At 63.7% G+C, this 15,971-nt stretch carries 11 protein-coding genes; 7 read left to right on the forward strand and 4 right to left on the reverse strand.

What is annotated here, in order from left to right; translation table 11 throughout:
* Positions 1-5 precede the first annotated feature (5 nt).
* Positions 6-998, reverse strand: a complete 993-nt coding sequence (locus ACE3N6_RS12065; protein WP_374246017.1) for an AraC family transcriptional regulator — start codon at positions 996-998, stop codon at positions 6-8.
* A 220-nt stretch (positions 999-1,218) separates the two neighbouring features.
* Here ACE3N6_RS12065 and icmF point away from each other — a divergent pair, with 220 nt between their 5' ends.
* Positions 1,219-4,485 carry a fused isobutyryl-CoA mutase/GTPase IcmF gene (gene icmF, locus ACE3N6_RS12070; RefSeq protein WP_374246019.1) on the forward strand — a complete coding sequence of 1,089 codons (3,267 nt, stop codon included), beginning with the start codon at positions 1,219-1,221 and terminating at the stop codon, positions 4,483-4,485.
* An 85-nt stretch (positions 4,486-4,570) separates the two neighbouring features.
* On the opposite strand, the gene ACE3N6_RS12075 is transcribed toward icmF, so the two are convergent.
* From ACE3N6_RS12075 to ACE3N6_RS12085, 3 genes are all read right to left on the reverse strand, one after another.
* Positions 4,571-6,325: an ATP-dependent endonuclease gene (locus ACE3N6_RS12075; RefSeq protein WP_374246020.1), complete on the reverse strand. Its 1,755-nt coding sequence runs from the start codon at positions 6,323-6,325 to the stop codon at positions 4,571-4,573.
* Between the two features lie 163 nt (positions 6,326-6,488).
* Positions 6,489-7,199: a site-2 protease family protein gene (locus tag ACE3N6_RS12080; RefSeq protein ID WP_374246021.1), complete on the reverse strand. Its 711-nt coding sequence runs from the start codon at positions 7,197-7,199 to the stop codon at positions 6,489-6,491.
* A gap of 130 nt (positions 7,200-7,329) precedes the next feature.
* Entirely contained in the window at positions 7,330-8,235 is a 906-nt protein-coding gene (locus tag ACE3N6_RS12085) for a DUF2167 domain-containing protein (RefSeq protein ID WP_374246023.1), read from the reverse strand.
* Positions 8,236-8,761: 526 nt separating this feature from the next.
* On the opposite strand from ACE3N6_RS12085, the gene ACE3N6_RS12090 reads away from it, so the two are divergent.
* From ACE3N6_RS12090 to ACE3N6_RS12115, 6 genes are all read left to right on the forward strand, one after another.
* Entirely contained in the window at positions 8,762-10,735 is a 1,974-nt protein-coding gene (locus ACE3N6_RS12090) for a long-chain fatty acid--CoA ligase (protein WP_374246024.1), read from the forward strand.
* A gap of 13 nt (positions 10,736-10,748) precedes the next feature.
* Positions 10,749-11,531, forward strand: coding sequence for an ABC transporter ATP-binding protein (locus tag ACE3N6_RS12095; RefSeq protein ID WP_153163134.1), 783 nt, complete (start codon positions 10,749-10,751; stop codon positions 11,529-11,531).
* A gap of 306 nt (positions 11,532-11,837) precedes the next feature.
* Entirely contained in the window at positions 11,838-12,764 is a 927-nt protein-coding gene (locus ACE3N6_RS12100; protein ID WP_374246026.1) for a branched-chain amino acid ABC transporter permease, read from the forward strand.
* 16 nt (positions 12,765-12,780) lie between these two features.
* On the forward strand, positions 12,781-13,185 hold the full coding sequence (locus ACE3N6_RS12105) for a hypothetical protein (RefSeq protein WP_374246027.1): 405 nt from the start codon (positions 12,781-12,783) through the stop codon (positions 13,183-13,185).
* A 20-nt stretch (positions 13,186-13,205) separates the two neighbouring features.
* Complete coding sequence (locus tag ACE3N6_RS12110) at positions 13,206-14,273, forward strand: branched-chain amino acid ABC transporter permease (protein WP_374246028.1); 1,068 nt, start codon at positions 13,206-13,208, stop codon at positions 14,271-14,273.
* 174 nt (positions 14,274-14,447) lie between these two features.
* A complete protein-coding gene (locus ACE3N6_RS12115; protein WP_374246029.1) occupies positions 14,448-15,770 on the forward strand; it encodes an ABC transporter substrate-binding protein in 1,323 nt (440 codons plus the stop codon).
* The last annotated feature ends 201 nt before the right edge of the window (positions 15,771-15,971 follow it).

Consider the following 15,971-nt stretch of genomic DNA (forward strand, 5'->3'; position numbering starts at 1 on the left):
GGATTCTACGTGGAGGCGCCGGGCGTCTCGTGGGTTTGCCCGGCCAGCTGTCGCCGGTAGCGTTCCGGCGACATGCCGGTCCAGCCGGTGAAGGCGCGGTAGAAGGCCGAGGTGTCGGCATAGCCCAGATCGGCCGCCACCTGGGCGATGGGCTGGCGGGTCTTGGTGAGGCGGGCCAGGGCGATGTCGCGGCGCAGGGCTTCCTTGATGCCGCGAAAGCTGGCGCCTTCCTCGTCGAGCCGGCGGTGCAGCGTGCGCGGCGACATGTGCAGGCGGCTCGCCACGTCGTCCTGGGAGAGGCTGGCCGGCAGGGCGGCGCGGATCAGGTCGCGCACCCGCAGCACGGTGGCCCGGTCGCGCCGGTAGAGCATGCTGATGCGGCCCGGCGCGCCTTCGAGAAAGCTGGTGAGGGCGGCCTCGTCGCGGCGGATCGGCAGGTCGAGGAGGGTGGCGTTGAAGCGGGCGGTGAGCCGCTGCCCGCCGACGAAGCGGGACAGCTCGGTGTAGACCAGCGCGTAGTCGTCGGCGTGGGCCGGGCGGCTGAACGGGAAATCCACCGAATCCAGCGCCAGCCCGCGCCCGGCCAGCCAGCAAGACAGGCTGTGGATGAGCCGCAGCAGCCACTCGAAGGCGAACACCCGGGCCGGGTCGTCCGGGTGGGCGGTGATCGGCGCGGCCTCGTCGATGTGCAGCTCGGCGCGGGTGTCGCGGCGCTCGATGCGCACCGTCAGGTCGGGCAGCACGATGGACAGGAAGCGCCGGGCCCGGTCGAGGGCGTCGGCGAGGGTCGGGGCGCCGAGCATGCCGCGGCACAGGAACTCGAAGCTGCCCGGCCCCATCCGGCACGAGAACAGCCCGAAGCCCTCGTCGTCCAGCGCGGCGATGATCCGGTTGTAGAGGGTCGCGTAGCGATCCACCGGCACCCGGCTGGCCGCGTCTGCAAGATCGATGTCGAGGCCGGCCAGGTGGGGGGTCGGGTCGATATTGCGACGCAGCATTCCGGACAGCATCCCGGTGACGAAACCCATTGATACGCTTGTGCGTTTGCGGGTTGCGGCGCTTGCCAAAGGGGGTTCTCCGATCCGGTGGAGGGGCGGCCGGCGGCGCTGCCTGCCGTTTGGCGGATTTTGCACGAATCCCGTCGACAACGGCAATGGCAAAGGTGTGGGGGGCCTTCTACCATTCAAGGATCGATAAACATGAGTTGGGGGAGACAGCATGACCGACCTGAGCGTTGCCAAGAAACTCGTCGCATACAAGCCCAAGAACAAGGTGCGTTTCGTCACCGCCGCCGCGCTCTTCGACGGCCATGACGCGTCCATCAACATCATGCGGCGGATTCTCCAGTCCACCGGCTCCGAGGTGATCCACCTGGGCCACAACCGCTCGGTGGGCGAGATCGTCAATGCCGCGCTTCAGGAAGACGTGCAGGGCATCGCCATCACCTCGTACCAGGGCGGCCACGTCGAGTTCTTCAAGTACATGATCGACCTGCTGCGCGAGAACGGCGGCGAGAACATCAAGGTCTTCGGCGGCGGCGGCGGCGTGATCGTGCCGGCCGAGATCAAGGAACTCCACGACTACGGCGTCACCCGCATCTACTCGCCCGAAGACGGTGCCATCCTGGGCCTGCAGGGCATGATTAACGACGTCGTCCAGAAGTGCGACGAGGACCTCTCCCACGCCGGCCCCCAAGGCGTCGAGGCCGTGCTGGCCGCCCTCCGTTCGGGCGACCGCCGTGCGCTGGCCAAGATCGTCACCGGCCTCGAGAACGGCGCCTACGGCGACGACGTGAAGGCCGCCGTGATCGACGCCGCCAAGGCCCTCAAGACGCCGGCGCTGGGCATCACCGGCACCGGCGGCGCCGGCAAGTCCAGCCTCACCGACGAGCTGGTGCGCCGCTTCCGCCTCGACCAGAACGACCAGCTCAAGCTCGCCATCATCTCCATCGACCCGTCGCGCAAGCGCACCGGCGGGGCGCTCCTGGGCGACCGCATCCGCATGAACGCCATCGAGCACCCGAACATCTTCATGCGTTCGCTGGCCACCCGCGACACCGGCAAGGAAGTCTCCGTCTCCCTCCCCGAAGTCATCGCCGCCACCAAGCTGGCCGGTTTCGATCTCGTGATCGTCGAGACCTCCGGCATTGGCCAGGGCGATGCCGCCATCGTCCCCTTCGTCGATGTGTCGCTGTACGTGATGACCCCCGAATTCGGCGCCGCCAGCCAGCTCGAGAAGATCGACATGCTCGACTTCGCCGATTTCGTGGCCATCAACAAGTTCGACCGTAAGGGCGCGGAAGACGCCCTGCGCGACGTACGCAAGCAGTACCAGCGCAACCGTGAGCTGTTCACCACGCCGACCGACGACATGCCGGTGTTCGGCACCATGGCCGCCCGCTTCAACGACGACGGCGTGACCGCGCTCTATCAGGCGCTGGCCCCGGCGCTCGTCGCCAAGGGCCTCAAGCTGGCCAAGGCGAAGCTGCCCATCGTGGCGGTGAAGGCGTCCAGCCGTGGCCGCGCCATCGTCCCGGCCGAGCGCGCCCGTTACCTCGCCGAGATCGCCGACACCGTGCGTGGCTACCACAAGCACACCTCGGAGCAGGCCCGCATCGCCCGCGAGCGTCAGGCCCTGCGCATCTCCAGGCAGCTCTTCGAAGGCTGCAAGAAGGACGCCGGCAGCTTTGCCGAACTCATCGAGTGGAAGGACGGCGAACTCACCGGCACCTCCAAGAAGCTTCTCGACATGTGGCCCAAGACCGTCGAGCTGTATTCGGCCGACGAGTACGTGGTGAAGATCCGCGACAAGGAGATCCGCACCGTCCTCACCTCCGAATCCCTCTCCGGCAGCAAGATCCGCAAGGTCGCCCTGCCGCGCTTCGAGGACGACGGCGAGACCCTGCGCTTCCTGATGAAGGAGAACGTCCCCGGCTCCTTCCCCTTCACCGCCGGCGTCTTCGCCTTCAAGCGCGAAGGCGAAGACCCCACCCGGATGTTCGCCGGCGAAGGCGACGCCTTCCGCACCAACCGCCGCTTCAAGAAGGTGTCCGAGGGCATGCCGGCGCATCGCCTCTCCACCGCCTTCGACTCGGTCACGCTCTACGGCTGCGACCCCGATCCGCGTCCGGACATCTACGGCAAGATCGGCAACTCCGGCGTCTCCATCGCCACACTGGACGACATGAAGGTGCTGTACGACGGCTTCGACCTGGTCAACCCGACCACCTCCGTGTCGATGACCATCAACGGCCCGGCGCCCATCATCCTGGCGATGTTCTTCAACACCGCGCTGGAGCAGCAGCTCGTCAAGTTCAAGGCCGAGAACGGCCGCGACGCCACCGACGACGAATACCAGAAGATCCGCGAATGGGTGCTCGCCACCGTGCGCGGCACCGTCCAGGCCGACATCCTGAAGGAAGACCAGGGCCAGAACACCTGCATCTTCTCCACCGAGTTCGCCCTCAAGATGATGGGCGACATCCAGGAGTTCTTCGTCCATAACAAGGTGCAGAACTTCTACTCGGTGTCGATCTCGGGCTATCACATCGCCGAAGCCGGCGCGAACCCGATCAGCCAGCTCGCCTTCACGCTGTCCAACGGCTTCACGTATGTCGAGAGCTACCTTGCCCGCGGCATGCACATCGACGACTTCGCGCCCAACCTCTCCTTCTTCTTCAGCAACGGCATGGACCCGGAGTACTCGGTGATCGGCCGCGTCGCCCGCCGCATCTGGGCCGTGGCGATGAAGAACAAGTACGGCGCCAACGAGCGCAGCCAGAAGCTCAAGTACCACATCCAGACTTCCGGCCGCTCGCTGCACGCCCAGGAGATGGACTTCAACGACATCCGCACCACGCTGCAGGCGCTGATCGCCATCTACGACAACTGCAACTCGCTGCACACCAACGCCTACGACGAGGCGATCACCACCCCCACCGAGGAATCGGTGCGCCGCGCGATGGCGATCCAGCTCATCATCAACCGCGAATGGGGCCTCGCCAAGAACGAGAATCCCAACCAGGGCGCCTTCATCATCGAGGAACTCACCGACCTCGTCGAAGAAGCGGTGCTCAAGGAGTTCGAGGCCATCAGCTCCCGCGGCGGCGTGCTGGGTGCCATGGAGACCGGCTTCCAGCGCGGCAAGATCCAGGAAGAGTCGCTCTACTACGAGCACAAGAAGCACGACGGCTCCTACCCGATCATCGGCGTCAACACCTTCCTCAACCCGAAGGGCATGGCCCAGCAGGAGATCGAGCTGGCCCGTTCCTCCGAGGACGAGAAGCAGAGCCAGCTTGCGCGCCTCGCCGACTTCCAGGCCCGCAACGCCGAGGAAGCGCCCAAGTGGCTCGCCAAGCTCAAGGAGACCGTCATCGAGAACGGCAACGTGTTCGCGGTGCTGGTTGAGGCGGTGCGCTACTGCTCCCTGGGCCAGATCACCACTGCGCTCTACGACGTGGGCGGTCAGTACCGGCGCAGCATGTAAGTGACGTGAAGCCATTCTCCCCGCTTGGGGAGGATGCACGAAAAACGGCGCCCGCGTGGCGCCGTTTTTCATACCGAATGCTAACTTACTGCTTGTCTGCTATTGCTGTATGTAGGTCCGGCAGCAGATCTCGTAGTCTAGAAAAGAAGTCAAAGATGTCTTGGTGTATCTCCTCTGGCAGCATTTCTGCTGCTACGCGTTCCCGGGATATCTCAAGTTCAGCGTTTATTTTTTTTAGTTGCTGAAATAGTGACTCGTTGCCAGAGAATAAAAGACGTTTCCCGTCGAGGATTTGGAATATCTGGGCGGTCACGTTTCGCCAGGTCCGTCCAGGCGGTAGAGTCAAGTTTTGTTCGGTGAAGAACTGATTCGTTTTCTTGTCTAGCTCCTGCATGAAGAGATCACCAAACTGATGCCCGAGTTGCTTTGCAGTTAGCCGCTTCCAAGGGTCTGGGCACAAAAGGTAGCTGTCAATGTTCTTTCTTCTCCACTCAAATATATTCTTGTTTTGAGGTTCTGGATGAAATGACTCGTCCGAGTCGTAGTCCAGGAGTATTAGTCTTTCAATTGTTGGTGCTATCTGACGGATTGCTTTGAAATGTTGGTTGGCGAAATCAAGCATCGACTTCTTCCCTCCGCCACCCATTGTTCGAACAAAGAATTTGCAGAATATGTCATTGGCGCCACATTTGGTGCTCCACGCTCGCAGCAGCCGCTCATCGTCTTCGCCTTCGAGGTAGAGAACAAAGGGGGTTGTGATCGCCTGACTGATTTCGAGGTTAGACACGTCAGACATTGCTCTTAGTATGTCTGGAGTTGTCTCGACGCGTCTAGGATGGCCTGTTAGCATAGAGACGATCTGGCGAGCATTGACGCCCCGTGCGAATTCTTCTGCATGTGTGGCTATTAAGAACTGAACGCCTCGTTCCTGCGATTTTTGTTTGAAGTAGTCGATGATTTCTCTTTGAAGATTGACATGGAGATGCGCGTCTGGCTCGTCCATGAGGATGCTGCTTGGGTGGTACCCAAAAAGAAAGGCGAGTAAGGTAAGTGTTTGGTGAAAACCGCTACCTCCCGCGATAATGTCAAATTTTTTGTCGCCGTGGCGATATTCCAGTTCAATCTGAGTGTCCACGCCTCGGCGATAATTGGGTTTTAATAGTTTTACAGAAAACCATCTTTCAATAATCTTCTCAACTTCATTCCAGTCGTCAGGGTAGTCCTGAGCTACTCTCAGCAAGAGATTACGAAGGACGCTCCCCGGCTGTGCTTTTCCTACCTGCTTTCTTATTGGGCCGTCGTCGCGCCACTCTTCTGTAGGCTCAAGGCCAGAAAAGGGCGGGACGTATGCAATTCGTGGTAGTTTGCTTTTGCTGCCTAAGTCCTCACCTTCGTTGAGAAGGTCTCGAAAATGCTGCCAGCCTTCAATGGGGATGGCGTAAATCGCCTGCGGTGAGTGGTATCGTAACCCAACCCCAAATTTGCACTCTTCTCCGTTCGAAGCTCTCCACTTGACCAGAATTTCAATCAAAATGTACTTTGGCTTTCTCTTGCCATCCTCTACTATGGAGCGTCGATCAATCCTGTTGTGCCAAAGCAGATTGAACTCTGGTACCGGAAGAGCGGAGAAGTTTGGAAGAACCACTTGGATTCCTCTGTCGCCATCTTTGCGTGACTTTGACTGACGAAACTCATCTACACAATATTGCCATATGGCTAAGGCTTGCAGGACGGTACTCTTCCCGCTGTTGTTTCGTCCGAGCAGTAGATCCAGTTCGCCAAACCTATATGTTTCGTCTTCAACGCGTTTGAAGTTCTTTAGAGTCAGCTCGGTAATCATTGCTTGACGAGTACATGGGTTTATTGAAGGCTACGATTCTATGTGAGTTGCGTTGTTTGTGGTGGTTTAGCCTGTCTTGGCGTCTCTTCTGAGTGCCTGCATTGCGTTTCTCTAGCTAGAAAGTGGGTGCATTACTTCGCCTGCTTGGTTGGCAAAGTAGCGTTCAGCCCCGCACGGCCGCCAGCATCTCGTGCACGTCGTGGGTCATCACCGCCAGCCAGGCGGTGAGGCCCAGGTAGAGCACGGCGTATTCGAGGCGTTTGGCCGGCGGGGTGTCGTAGTAGCCGGGGGCGGGCGCGGCCTCGCCGCGGAAGGCGCGCCACATGTGGGGTGCGGCCAGCAGGGCGACCAGCACCAGCATCGGGCTGGGGCGCCACAGGAAGATCGCCACCAGCACCGGCGCGCCAACCAGCCAAAACGTCGGCGACACCACGCCGGTCATCCGCCCGCCATCCAGCGGCGGCACCGGGATCAGGTTGAACAGGTTGAGGAAGAAGCCCGAATACGCCAGCGCCAGCAGCAGATCGCTGCCTTCCGAGCGGGCCACGAAGTAGCACAGCAGCGCGGCGGCGGTGCCGGCCAGCGGCCCGGCCATCGCCACGTAGGCCTCGGTTTCGGCGTTCATGGGCTGCTCCTTCAGCTCGATCCACGCGCCCAGGAAGGGGATGAAGGTGGGCGCGCCCACGTTCAGGCCCCGCCGGCGGGCGGCCAGGTAGTGGCCCATCTCGTGGCAGAAGATCAGCGCGACAAAGCCGGCGGCGTAGCGCCAGCCCCAGATCAGGGCGTAGGCGCCGATGGACAGCAACATGGTGCCGGCGGTGGTGAGCAGCTTGCCGAACTTGGCGCCGCCGAGGAGGAGCAGGAGGAGTTTCATGACCGGGGGCGCCCACGAAAAACGGCCCATGCCGGGCCGTGGATTCGCTGTGCCGAGTTAGTTTGCCAGTGGATTTTCCTGGAGATGCCCGTTGCGGGCAAGCGGGCCGCCGATGGCGGGCGGGTGCGGGTCAGGGGGGAGAATCCTTCTTGCGGCCCAGCATGCGGGTGGCGCCCGCGCCCAGTCCGACCATCGCCAGCAGGCCGACCTTCCAGAACTTGGCGACGAACAGCCCCAGGCTGGCGAACAGGCCGAGCTTCTTGGCCGCCATGCCGCCCACCAGCGCCGCCAGCCCGTACTCCGCCATGCGGTCGGTGGCGGCGTTGAAGTCGGCGTAGCGCTTGCCCTCGTGAAAGCTGAGGGCGGCCAGCAGCTCGCGGGTGGCGGGCTTCTCCAGCTCCACCCGGTCCATGCTGGTGACCAGGTTCAGCGAGAAGTAGCCCTCGCGGCCCAGCACGTAGGTGTTGTAGTTGACCCCGTCGCCGCCGGCCTGAGGCGTCTTGGCGCGGGCGGCCACCGACCACACCAGCCGGTGGGTGGCCGGGTCGTAGCTGGGCACCTCCACCCAGCCGACCACGCTGACCTCCGGCAGGCCCTGGGCGCGGCGTTCGGCGTTGGCGGCCTCGGTGCCGTCCTTGAGGTTCTTGAGGAGCTGATCGGCGTTCCAGTCGCGGGCGTCCTCGTCCTTCACGTAGCCGGCGGGGTTGAACTCCACCGCCACGAAGCCCGCCAGATCGGGGCTCACCACCAGCCCGTGAAAGCCCTTGCCGCTGCTCCGGTTGCCCTGGGCGGCCATCAGCGCCTGGGCTTCGTCCCGGGGGATGAAGCCGAAGCCCTCGGGCAGCTTGAGCACCCCCTGATCGCCCAGCTCGATGTCCCGCGGGCCCATCTGCACCGCCGCCTGGGCGGCCAGCGCGGCGGCTTCGAGGCGCGTCTCGACGGGGCTTGGCGCGGCATCGCCGGCGAGGGCGACGGACAGGCACGGCAGGCACAGGGAGAGGGCGACGAGGGAGCGGCGGAGGGCGGAAATCATCATCGGGGGCCGGTCCGGAGGTGAAAAAGTGTTGCGGAGGCGGGCTGGTTTCGATGATAGCGCGCCCCGGTCTGACCATTCGTGCGCTAAGTCGCACCGCCCACGATGGGGCTTTTCACCCCTTTCGCGCCTTGCAGACTGCTGGCTCCTTGGTGCAGGCGACGGTATCGCGCGGGGTGGATGCCCCCGTCGTTGCCACCTGGCATTTGCCCCGCAGGGCGCGCGTTCGTCGTCTAAGATGATGAGGTGACCGAAACCGATCCGGACCTGCCCCGTGGGCGGTCGGTCAGGGTGGTCATGGCGGGCTGCACGGCCCGCCTGCGCGCCGGGGTCGTCGCCAGCCGACGACGACCCCACCCCTGCCGTGCGTGCCCCCGCCCCCGCGCAGCCCCCGATCACAATTCCGTACATTTGAAAAACAGTTGAGCAAACATGGTTTGCCAGACTGTCCTCACGTCACAAAACACACTATCCGCGGCCGTTTCCGGACCGCGGGCACGACGCGAGACAAGACCGGAGGAGGATGGGGATGGCAAACACCGGCGAGACTTCGGCCGAGATGAGCAGCCTGGACACCTTTCCGCGCCTGCTGATGCACCACGCCCGGCAGCGGCCCAATCGGCCGGCGATGCGCGAAAAGGAATACGGCATCTGGCAGACCTACACCTGGGCCGAAGTGGCCGAGCGGGTGCAGGCCATTGCCAGCGGGCTGGCGGAACTCGGTTTCAAGCGGGGCGACCGCCTGGCGGTGGTGGGCGACAACCGGCCGCGGCTGTACTGGTCGGTGGCCGCCTGCCAGTGCCTGGGCGGTATCCCGGTGATGATGTACCAGGACGCGGTGGCCCAGGAAATGTCCTACGTGATGCAGGACGCGGAGATCCGCTTCGCCTGCGTCGAGGATCAGGAGCAGGTGGACAAGATGCTCGAGATCAAGGACGGCCTGCCGCTCCTTGAGCACGTGATCTACGACGACCCCCGCGGCCTGCGCCACTACAACCAGACCTTCCTGCACGGTCTGGACGAGGTGCTGGAGATGGGTCGCATCCACGGCCGCAATCACCCGGACTTCCTCGGTCACGAGATCGACAAGGGCAGCAGCGACGACGTGTCGGTGATGCTCTACACCTCCGGCACCACCGGCAAGCCCAAGGGCGTGTGTCAGACCCACGGCGCCTTCATTGCCGCGGCCCAGGGCGGCTGCCAGTTCGACCGCCTCTCCGACGAAGAGGACATCCTCTCCTACCTGCCGATGGCCTGGGTAGGCGATCACCTGTTCTCCTACGCCCAGGCGCTGGTGGCCGGCTTCACCATCAACTGCCCCGAATCGGGCGAGACGGTGATGAACGACCTGCGCGAGATCGGCCCCACCTATTACTTTGCGCCGCCGCGGGTGTTCGAGAACCTGCTCACCCAGGTGATGATCCGGATGGAGGACGCCGGCGGCATCAAGCGCAAGCTCTTTGCCCACTTCATGGACGTGGCCCGCCGCTGCGGCGCGGACATCCTCGACGGCAAGCCCGTCTCCGGCAGCGACCGCCTGCAATACTGGCTTGGCAACGCCCTCATCTACGGCCCCCTCAAGAACGTGCTGGGGATGAGCCGCATCCGCGTGGCCTACACCGCCGGCGCCGCCATCGGGCCGGACCTGTTCCGCTTCTACCGCTCCATCGGCATCAACCTCAAGCAGCTCTACGGCCAGACCGAAACCTGCGCCTACGTGTGCCTGCAGCCCGACGGTCAGATCAAGCTCGATTCCGTCGGCACCCCGGCCCCCAACGTGGAGGTCAAGCTCGCCGACAACGGCGAGATCCTGGTGCGTGGCCCGATGCTGCTCAAGGCCTACTACAAGCGCCCGGACGCCACCGCCGAGTCGATCAACGCCGAGGGCTACTTCATGACCGGCGACGCGGGCTTCTTCGACGAGGACGGCCACCTCAAGATCATCGACCGGGCCAAGGACGTGGGCAAGCTCACCGGCGGCGGCATGTTTGCCCCCAACTACATCGAGAACAAGCTCAAGTTCTTCCAGCACATCAAGGAAGTGGTGTGCTTTGGCAACGGCCGGGATTTCGTCACCGCCTTCGTGAACATCGACCTGGAAGCCGTGGGCAACTGGGCCGAGCGCAAGGGCATGGCCTACTCGGGCTACACCGACCTCGCCAGCCAGCCCCAGGTGTACGAGCTGATCCGCGAGTGCGTCGAGCAGGTCAATGCGGATCTGGCGTCCGACCCCAAGATGGGCGATTCGCAGATCAAGCGCTTCCTCGTGCTTCACAAGGAACTCGACGCCGACGACGGCGAGCTGACCCGCACCCGCAAGGTTCGCCGCAACTTCGTGGCCGAGAAGTACGCGGTGCTCATCGACGCGCTGTATGCCGGCAAGAAGAGCCAGTTCATCGAAACCCAGGTGACCTACGAGGACGGCCGCACCAACAAGGTGTCCGCCAACCTGCGCATCGAGGACGCCAAGACTTTCGCGCCCCAGGCGCGCAAAGCGGCCTGACACGGAGACCGACATGGCCAGACAGATTGGCGACGTGATCGTCGACCTCCAGAACATCTCCCTGCGCTTCGGCGGCGTGAAGGCGCTCACCGACATCAGCTTCAACGTGAAGCAGCACGAGATCCGCTCGATCATCGGCCCCAACGGCGCCGGCAAAAGCTCGATGCTCAACGTCATCAACGGCGTGTATCACCCCCAGGAAGGGCAGATCTTCTTCAAGGGGGCGCTGCGCAAGAAGATGGAGCCCCACGAGGCGGCCGAGCAGGGCATCGCCCGCACCTTCCAGAACATTGCGCTGTTCAAGGGCATGACCGTGCTCGACAACATCATGACCGGGCGCAACCTCAAGATGAAGTGCAACTTCCTGCAGCACGCCCTGTACTGGGGTGCCGCGCAGAAAGAGGAGATCGCCCACCGCATCAAGGTGGAAGAGGTGATCGAGTTCCTGGAGATCCAGGGTATCCGCAAGACCCCGGTGGGCCGCCTGCCCTACGGCCTGCAGAAGCGCGTCGAGCTGGCCCGGGCCCTCGCCGCCGAGCCGGACATCCTGCTCCTCGACGAACCGATGGCTGGCATGAACGTGGAAGAGAAGCAGGACATGTGCCGCTTCATCCTCGACGTGAATGACCACTACGGCACCACCATCGTCCTCATCGAGCACGACATGGGCGTGGTGATGGACATCTCCGACCGCGTGGTGGTGCTCGACTACGGCAAGAAGATCGGCGATGGCGCGCCGGACGAAGTGAAGAACAACCCGGAGGTCATCAAGGCCTACCTTGGGACTTCCCATTGACCGGAGGGTGTCGGGTTACGCCCTGCGGGCCAACCCGACCTATGCAGCTTCACATTGACCTGGGTGTCGGGTTACGCCCTTCGGGCTAACCCGACCTACGCAGCGGCAACACCGTAGGTCGGGTTAGCCCAGCGTAAGCCGACATCCAGCGACAGAAGACGCGGCAGCAAACGTAGGTCGGGTTAGCGCAGCGTAACCCGACATCTGAAGCACCGCAGGTCGGGGTGGCGCAGTAACCCGACACCGAACGACAGAAGAAGCGGCAGCGGGCAATCGGGCCCGACCCGCCGCAGAGGAGAGAGGCAGATGCAATTTTTCATCGAAGTGCTGATTGGCGGTCTGCTGTCGGGCGTCATGTACGCTCTGGTGGCCCTCGGTTTCGTGCTGATCTACAAGGCCTCGGGCGTGTTCAACTTCGCCCAGGGAGCGATGGTGTTCTTCGCCGCGCTCACCTTCGTCGGCTTTCAGGAGGTGCTGCCCGGCTGGCTGGGGCTGGAGGCCGACAGCAGCGGGGTGTTCTGGCTGGCCTTCCTGCTCGCCTTCGTCGCGATGATCGTGCTGGGCTCCCTCACCGAGCGCATCGTGCTGCGGCCGCTGGTCAATCAGCCCCACATCACCCTGTTCATGGCCACCATCGGCCTCACCTACGTCATCGAGGGCCTCGCCCAGATGACCTGGGGCGCCACCGTGCGCGGGCTGGATCTGGGCATCGTCGATGAGCCCATCGCCTGGCTCATGGACAACTACGAGATCGGCGTCTCCAAGTTCGACCTCTTCGCTGCGGGCGTGGCTGCCTCGCTGGTGGCCCTGCTGGCCCTGCTGTTCCAATACACCAAGGTGGGCCGGGCCCTGCGGGCGGTGGCCGACGACCACCAGGCCGCCCTGTCCATCGGCATCCCGCTGCAGACCATCTGGCGCGTGGTGTGGGCGGTGGCGGGCTTCGTGGCCCTGGTGGCGGGGATGATCTGGGGCGCCCGCAACGGCGTGCAGTTCGCCCTCACCTTCACCGCCCTCAAGGCCCTGCCGGTGCTCATCCTCGGCGGCTTCACCTCGGTGCCCGGCGCCATCGTCGGCGGCCTCATCATCGGCGCCTCCGAAAAGCTGGCCGAAGTGTATGTGGGCCCGATGGTCGGGGGCGGCATCGAAGGCTGGTTCCCCTACATGCTGGCCCTGGCCTTCCTGCTCGTGCGCCCCGAAGGGCTGTTCGGCGAGAAGCACATCGACCGCGTGTGACCGGGGAGACAAGGCGATGAACCGATTCCATGTCGACCAGGGCGCAGCGGGGAAGGCGGCGGCTGCCGCAATGCCTCCCGCCGCCGCCCGCCCGGCTGCAAGCGGGGCTGAACGGTCTTTGTTCGTGGCAGATAGGTTTCTGTTGGCTGGCGAACAGTTTCCAATCCCGCGGGAACATCAACCAACGCCGGGTGAACGGTTTCCAATTTTCGGTGAACAGAAACCAAACCGGCGTGAACAGAAACCAATCGCGGGTGAACGGAAACCAAATCCCGGTGAACGGTTTCCGTTCATGGGCGAAGGGAAACCTTTCGGGCGCGATTGCTTTCTGCGCGGCGATGCGGCCCCGGCCGCGCACCCCGCAAACACCCCTGCCGAACACCATAACAAGACTGTCAGCCCGCAGCGGGCAGCTGCCTGAGCGGAGAAGGAGACCCACCCATGCTTTACCGTGAAGCCGGCCAGTTCAAGGCCAGTTATGCCGAAGATGCCCGGATCTTTCCGATCCGCCAGGACCGCATCGGGTTCTGGGTGCTGATGCTGGTGTTCGGCGTGGCGGTGCCGCTCATCGCCGACCAGTACTGGCTCAAGGCCATCCTGATCCCGGTGCTGATCTTCTCCCTCGCTGCCCTCGGGCTCAACATCCTCACCGGCTACGCGGGGCAACTCTCCCTCGGGTCGGCGGCCTTCATGGCCGTGGGGGCCTTCGCGGCGTACAACTTCATCCTGCGCATCGACGGCATGCCCTTCCTGGTGGCGCTGGTGCTGGCCGGGCTCACCGCGGCGCTGGTAGGCATCCTGTTCGGGCTGCCCAGTTTGCGCATCAAGGGCTTCTATCTGGCGGTGGCCACTCTCGCGGCGCAGTTCTTCATCGTGTGGGCGCTGGTGAAGTTTCCGTGGTTCTCCAACAACTCGTCCTCCGGCGTCGTCACCGTCCAGGACGTGACCATCCTCGGCTTCACCTTCGACACCCCCGAGTCCAAGTACATTCTCACCTTCCTGATCGTGGTGGCGATGGCGCTGCTGGCCAAGAACATGGTCCGCTCCTCCACCGGCCGGGCCTGGATGGCGGTGCGCGACATGGACGTGGCGGCCCAGGTGATCGGCTTCCGCCTGATGCGCACCAAGCTGCTGGCCTTCGCGGTGAGTTCCTTCTACTGCGGCGTGGCCGGCGCGCTCTACGCCTACACCTACATCGGCACCGTGGAGCCGGAAGCCTTCAACCTGGATCTGTCCTTCAAGATCCTGTTCATGATCATCATCGGCGGGGTCGGCTCGATCATGGGTTCCTTCCTCGGGGCGGCCTTCATCGTGCTGCTGCCGATCTTCCTGGACAACTTCGTGCCGATGATCTTCGGGCAATCCCTGGGGGCGGGCTTCGTGTCCAACTTCCAGCTCATCGTGTTCGGCGGCCTCATCATCTTCTTCCTGATCGTCGAACCCCACGGCCTCGCCCGCCTGTGGCAGATCGCCAAGGAGAAATTGCGCCTGTGGCCCTTCCCGCACTGACGTTCATGAATAAAGCTACTGCGCGTCCCGATCCTGAAACTCCGGTGCTCGCTGTACCTCACGTACAGCTCCGCTCCTCGTTCCAGCCTCGGGCCGGCTCGCGACGCTTTCTTCACGAACGTGGGTAATCACCCTGTTTCGTCGTAGCACCCACACCAATAAAGGAGACACACCATGAAACTCAAGCACACCGTTCTGCTGGGTGCTGCCATCGCCGGCCTCTTGGGCAGTGGCGTGGCGAGCGCCGACGAACAGTTCATCGGCCTGCCCAGCTACCGGGTCGGCCCCTATGCGGCCGGCGGCGCCGGCATCTTCGGCGGCTGGATCGACTACATGCAGCTCGTCAATGAGCGCGACGGGGGCGTCAATGGCGTCAAGCTCACCTGGGAAGAGTGCGAGACCGAGTACAACAACGCCCGCGGCGTGGAGTGCTACGAGCGCCTGAAGAAGAAAGGCGCCACCGGCAACTCGGTGTTCCAGCCGGTTTCCACCGGCATCACCTACTCGGTGCTCGAGAAGGTCGCCCAGGACAAGATCCCGATGGTCACCATCGGCTACGGCCGCACCGACGCGGCCGACGGCCGGGTGTTCCCGTGGGTCTTCCCGATGATTACCACCTACTGGTCCCAGGCGTCGGCCATCGTGAACTTCATGGGCCAGAAGGAAGGCGGCATGGACAAGCTGAAGGGCAAGAAGATCGGCCTGCTCTACCACGACTCCGCCTACGGCAAGGAATCCCACGCGATCATGGACAAGCTGGCCGCCAAGCACGGCTTTGAAGTCCTGAAGATCGCGGTGGCCCACCCGGGCAACGAGCAGCAGTCCCAGTGGCTGCAGATCCGCCAGGCCAAGCCCGACTACGTGATCCTGTGGGGCTGGGGCGTGATGAACCCGACGGCGATCAAGGCGGCGGCCAAGACCGGCTTCCCCCGCGAGAAGCTGATCGGTGTGTGGTGGTCCGGCGCCGAGGAGGACACCATCCCCGCCGGCCCCGCCGCCAAGGGCTTCATTGCCGCCGGCTTCAACGTGCCGGGCGCCAACTACCCGGTGGTCGCCGACATCAAGAAGCACGTGTACGGCAAGGACAAGGGCAACATGGAAGACAAGACCCGCATCGGCTCGGTGTATTACAACCGCGGCGTGGTGCACGGGATCATCACCGTCGAGGCGATCCGCAAGGCCCAGGAGAAGTTCGGCAAGGGCAAGGCCATGACCGGCGAGCAGGTGCGCTGGGGCTTCGAGAACCTCAACCTGGACGACGCCCGCCTGAAGGCGCTGGGCGCCACCGGCTTCATGCCGCCGCTCAAGCTGTCGTGCGCCGATCACGAAGGCCCGGGCAAGGTGAAGTTCCAGCAATGGGACGGCAACCAGTGGAAGGTCATCACCGACTGGATCGACTCCGACCGCCCGCTGGTGCGCGGCATGATCGAAGAATCCGCCGCCGCCTACGCCAAGGAGAAGGGCATCAAGCCGCGCGACTGCAGCAAGGAAAGCTGATCGGGAAATCGCTTGTGTAGGTCGGGTTAGCCCGCAGGGCGTAACCCGACGGCAGCCCGCCGATTGGCCGATGGCTGTCGGGTTACGCTGCGCTAACCCGACCTACGCAGTTTCCCGCATGACCTGTAGGGGCGACTTCAGTCGCCCGATGAACACGTGGGCGACTGAAGTCGCCCCTACATGAGGATGGCCGACGCCATG

Origin of the sequence: Zoogloea sp. (assembly GCF_041904905.1) — a bacterium.
Taxonomy (GTDB): domain Bacteria; phylum Pseudomonadota; class Gammaproteobacteria; order Burkholderiales; family Rhodocyclaceae; genus Zoogloea.

What these genes read in the sequence shown, in the direction of transcription:
- ACE3N6_RS12065 (WP_374246017.1), bottom strand. Translation starts at nt 998, where the DNA reads ATGCTGCGTCGCAATATCGACCCGACCCCCCACCTGGCCGGCCTCGAC.
- icmF (WP_374246019.1), top strand. Translation starts at nt 1,219, where the DNA reads ATGACCGACCTGAGCGTTGCCAAGAAACTCGTCGCATACAAGCCCAAG.
- ACE3N6_RS12075 (WP_374246020.1), bottom strand. Translation starts at nt 6,325, where the DNA reads ATGATTACCGAGCTGACTCTAAAGAACTTCAAACGCGTTGAAGACGAA.
- ACE3N6_RS12080 (WP_374246021.1), bottom strand. Translation starts at nt 7,199, where the DNA reads ATGAAACTCCTCCTGCTCCTCCTCGGCGGCGCCAAGTTCGGCAAGCTG.
- ACE3N6_RS12085 (WP_374246023.1), bottom strand. Translation starts at nt 8,235, where the DNA reads ATGATGATTTCCGCCCTCCGCCGCTCCCTCGTCGCCCTCTCCCTGTGC.
- ACE3N6_RS12090 (WP_374246024.1), top strand. Translation starts at nt 8,762, where the DNA reads ATGGCAAACACCGGCGAGACTTCGGCCGAGATGAGCAGCCTGGACACC.
- ACE3N6_RS12095 (WP_153163134.1), top strand. Translation starts at nt 10,749, where the DNA reads ATGGCCAGACAGATTGGCGACGTGATCGTCGACCTCCAGAACATCTCC.
- ACE3N6_RS12100 (WP_374246026.1), top strand. Translation starts at nt 11,838, where the DNA reads ATGCAATTTTTCATCGAAGTGCTGATTGGCGGTCTGCTGTCGGGCGTC.
- ACE3N6_RS12105 (WP_374246027.1), top strand. Translation starts at nt 12,781, where the DNA reads ATGAACCGATTCCATGTCGACCAGGGCGCAGCGGGGAAGGCGGCGGCT.
- ACE3N6_RS12110 (WP_374246028.1), top strand. Translation starts at nt 13,206, where the DNA reads ATGCTTTACCGTGAAGCCGGCCAGTTCAAGGCCAGTTATGCCGAAGAT.
- ACE3N6_RS12115 (WP_374246029.1), top strand. Translation starts at nt 14,448, where the DNA reads ATGAAACTCAAGCACACCGTTCTGCTGGGTGCTGCCATCGCCGGCCTC.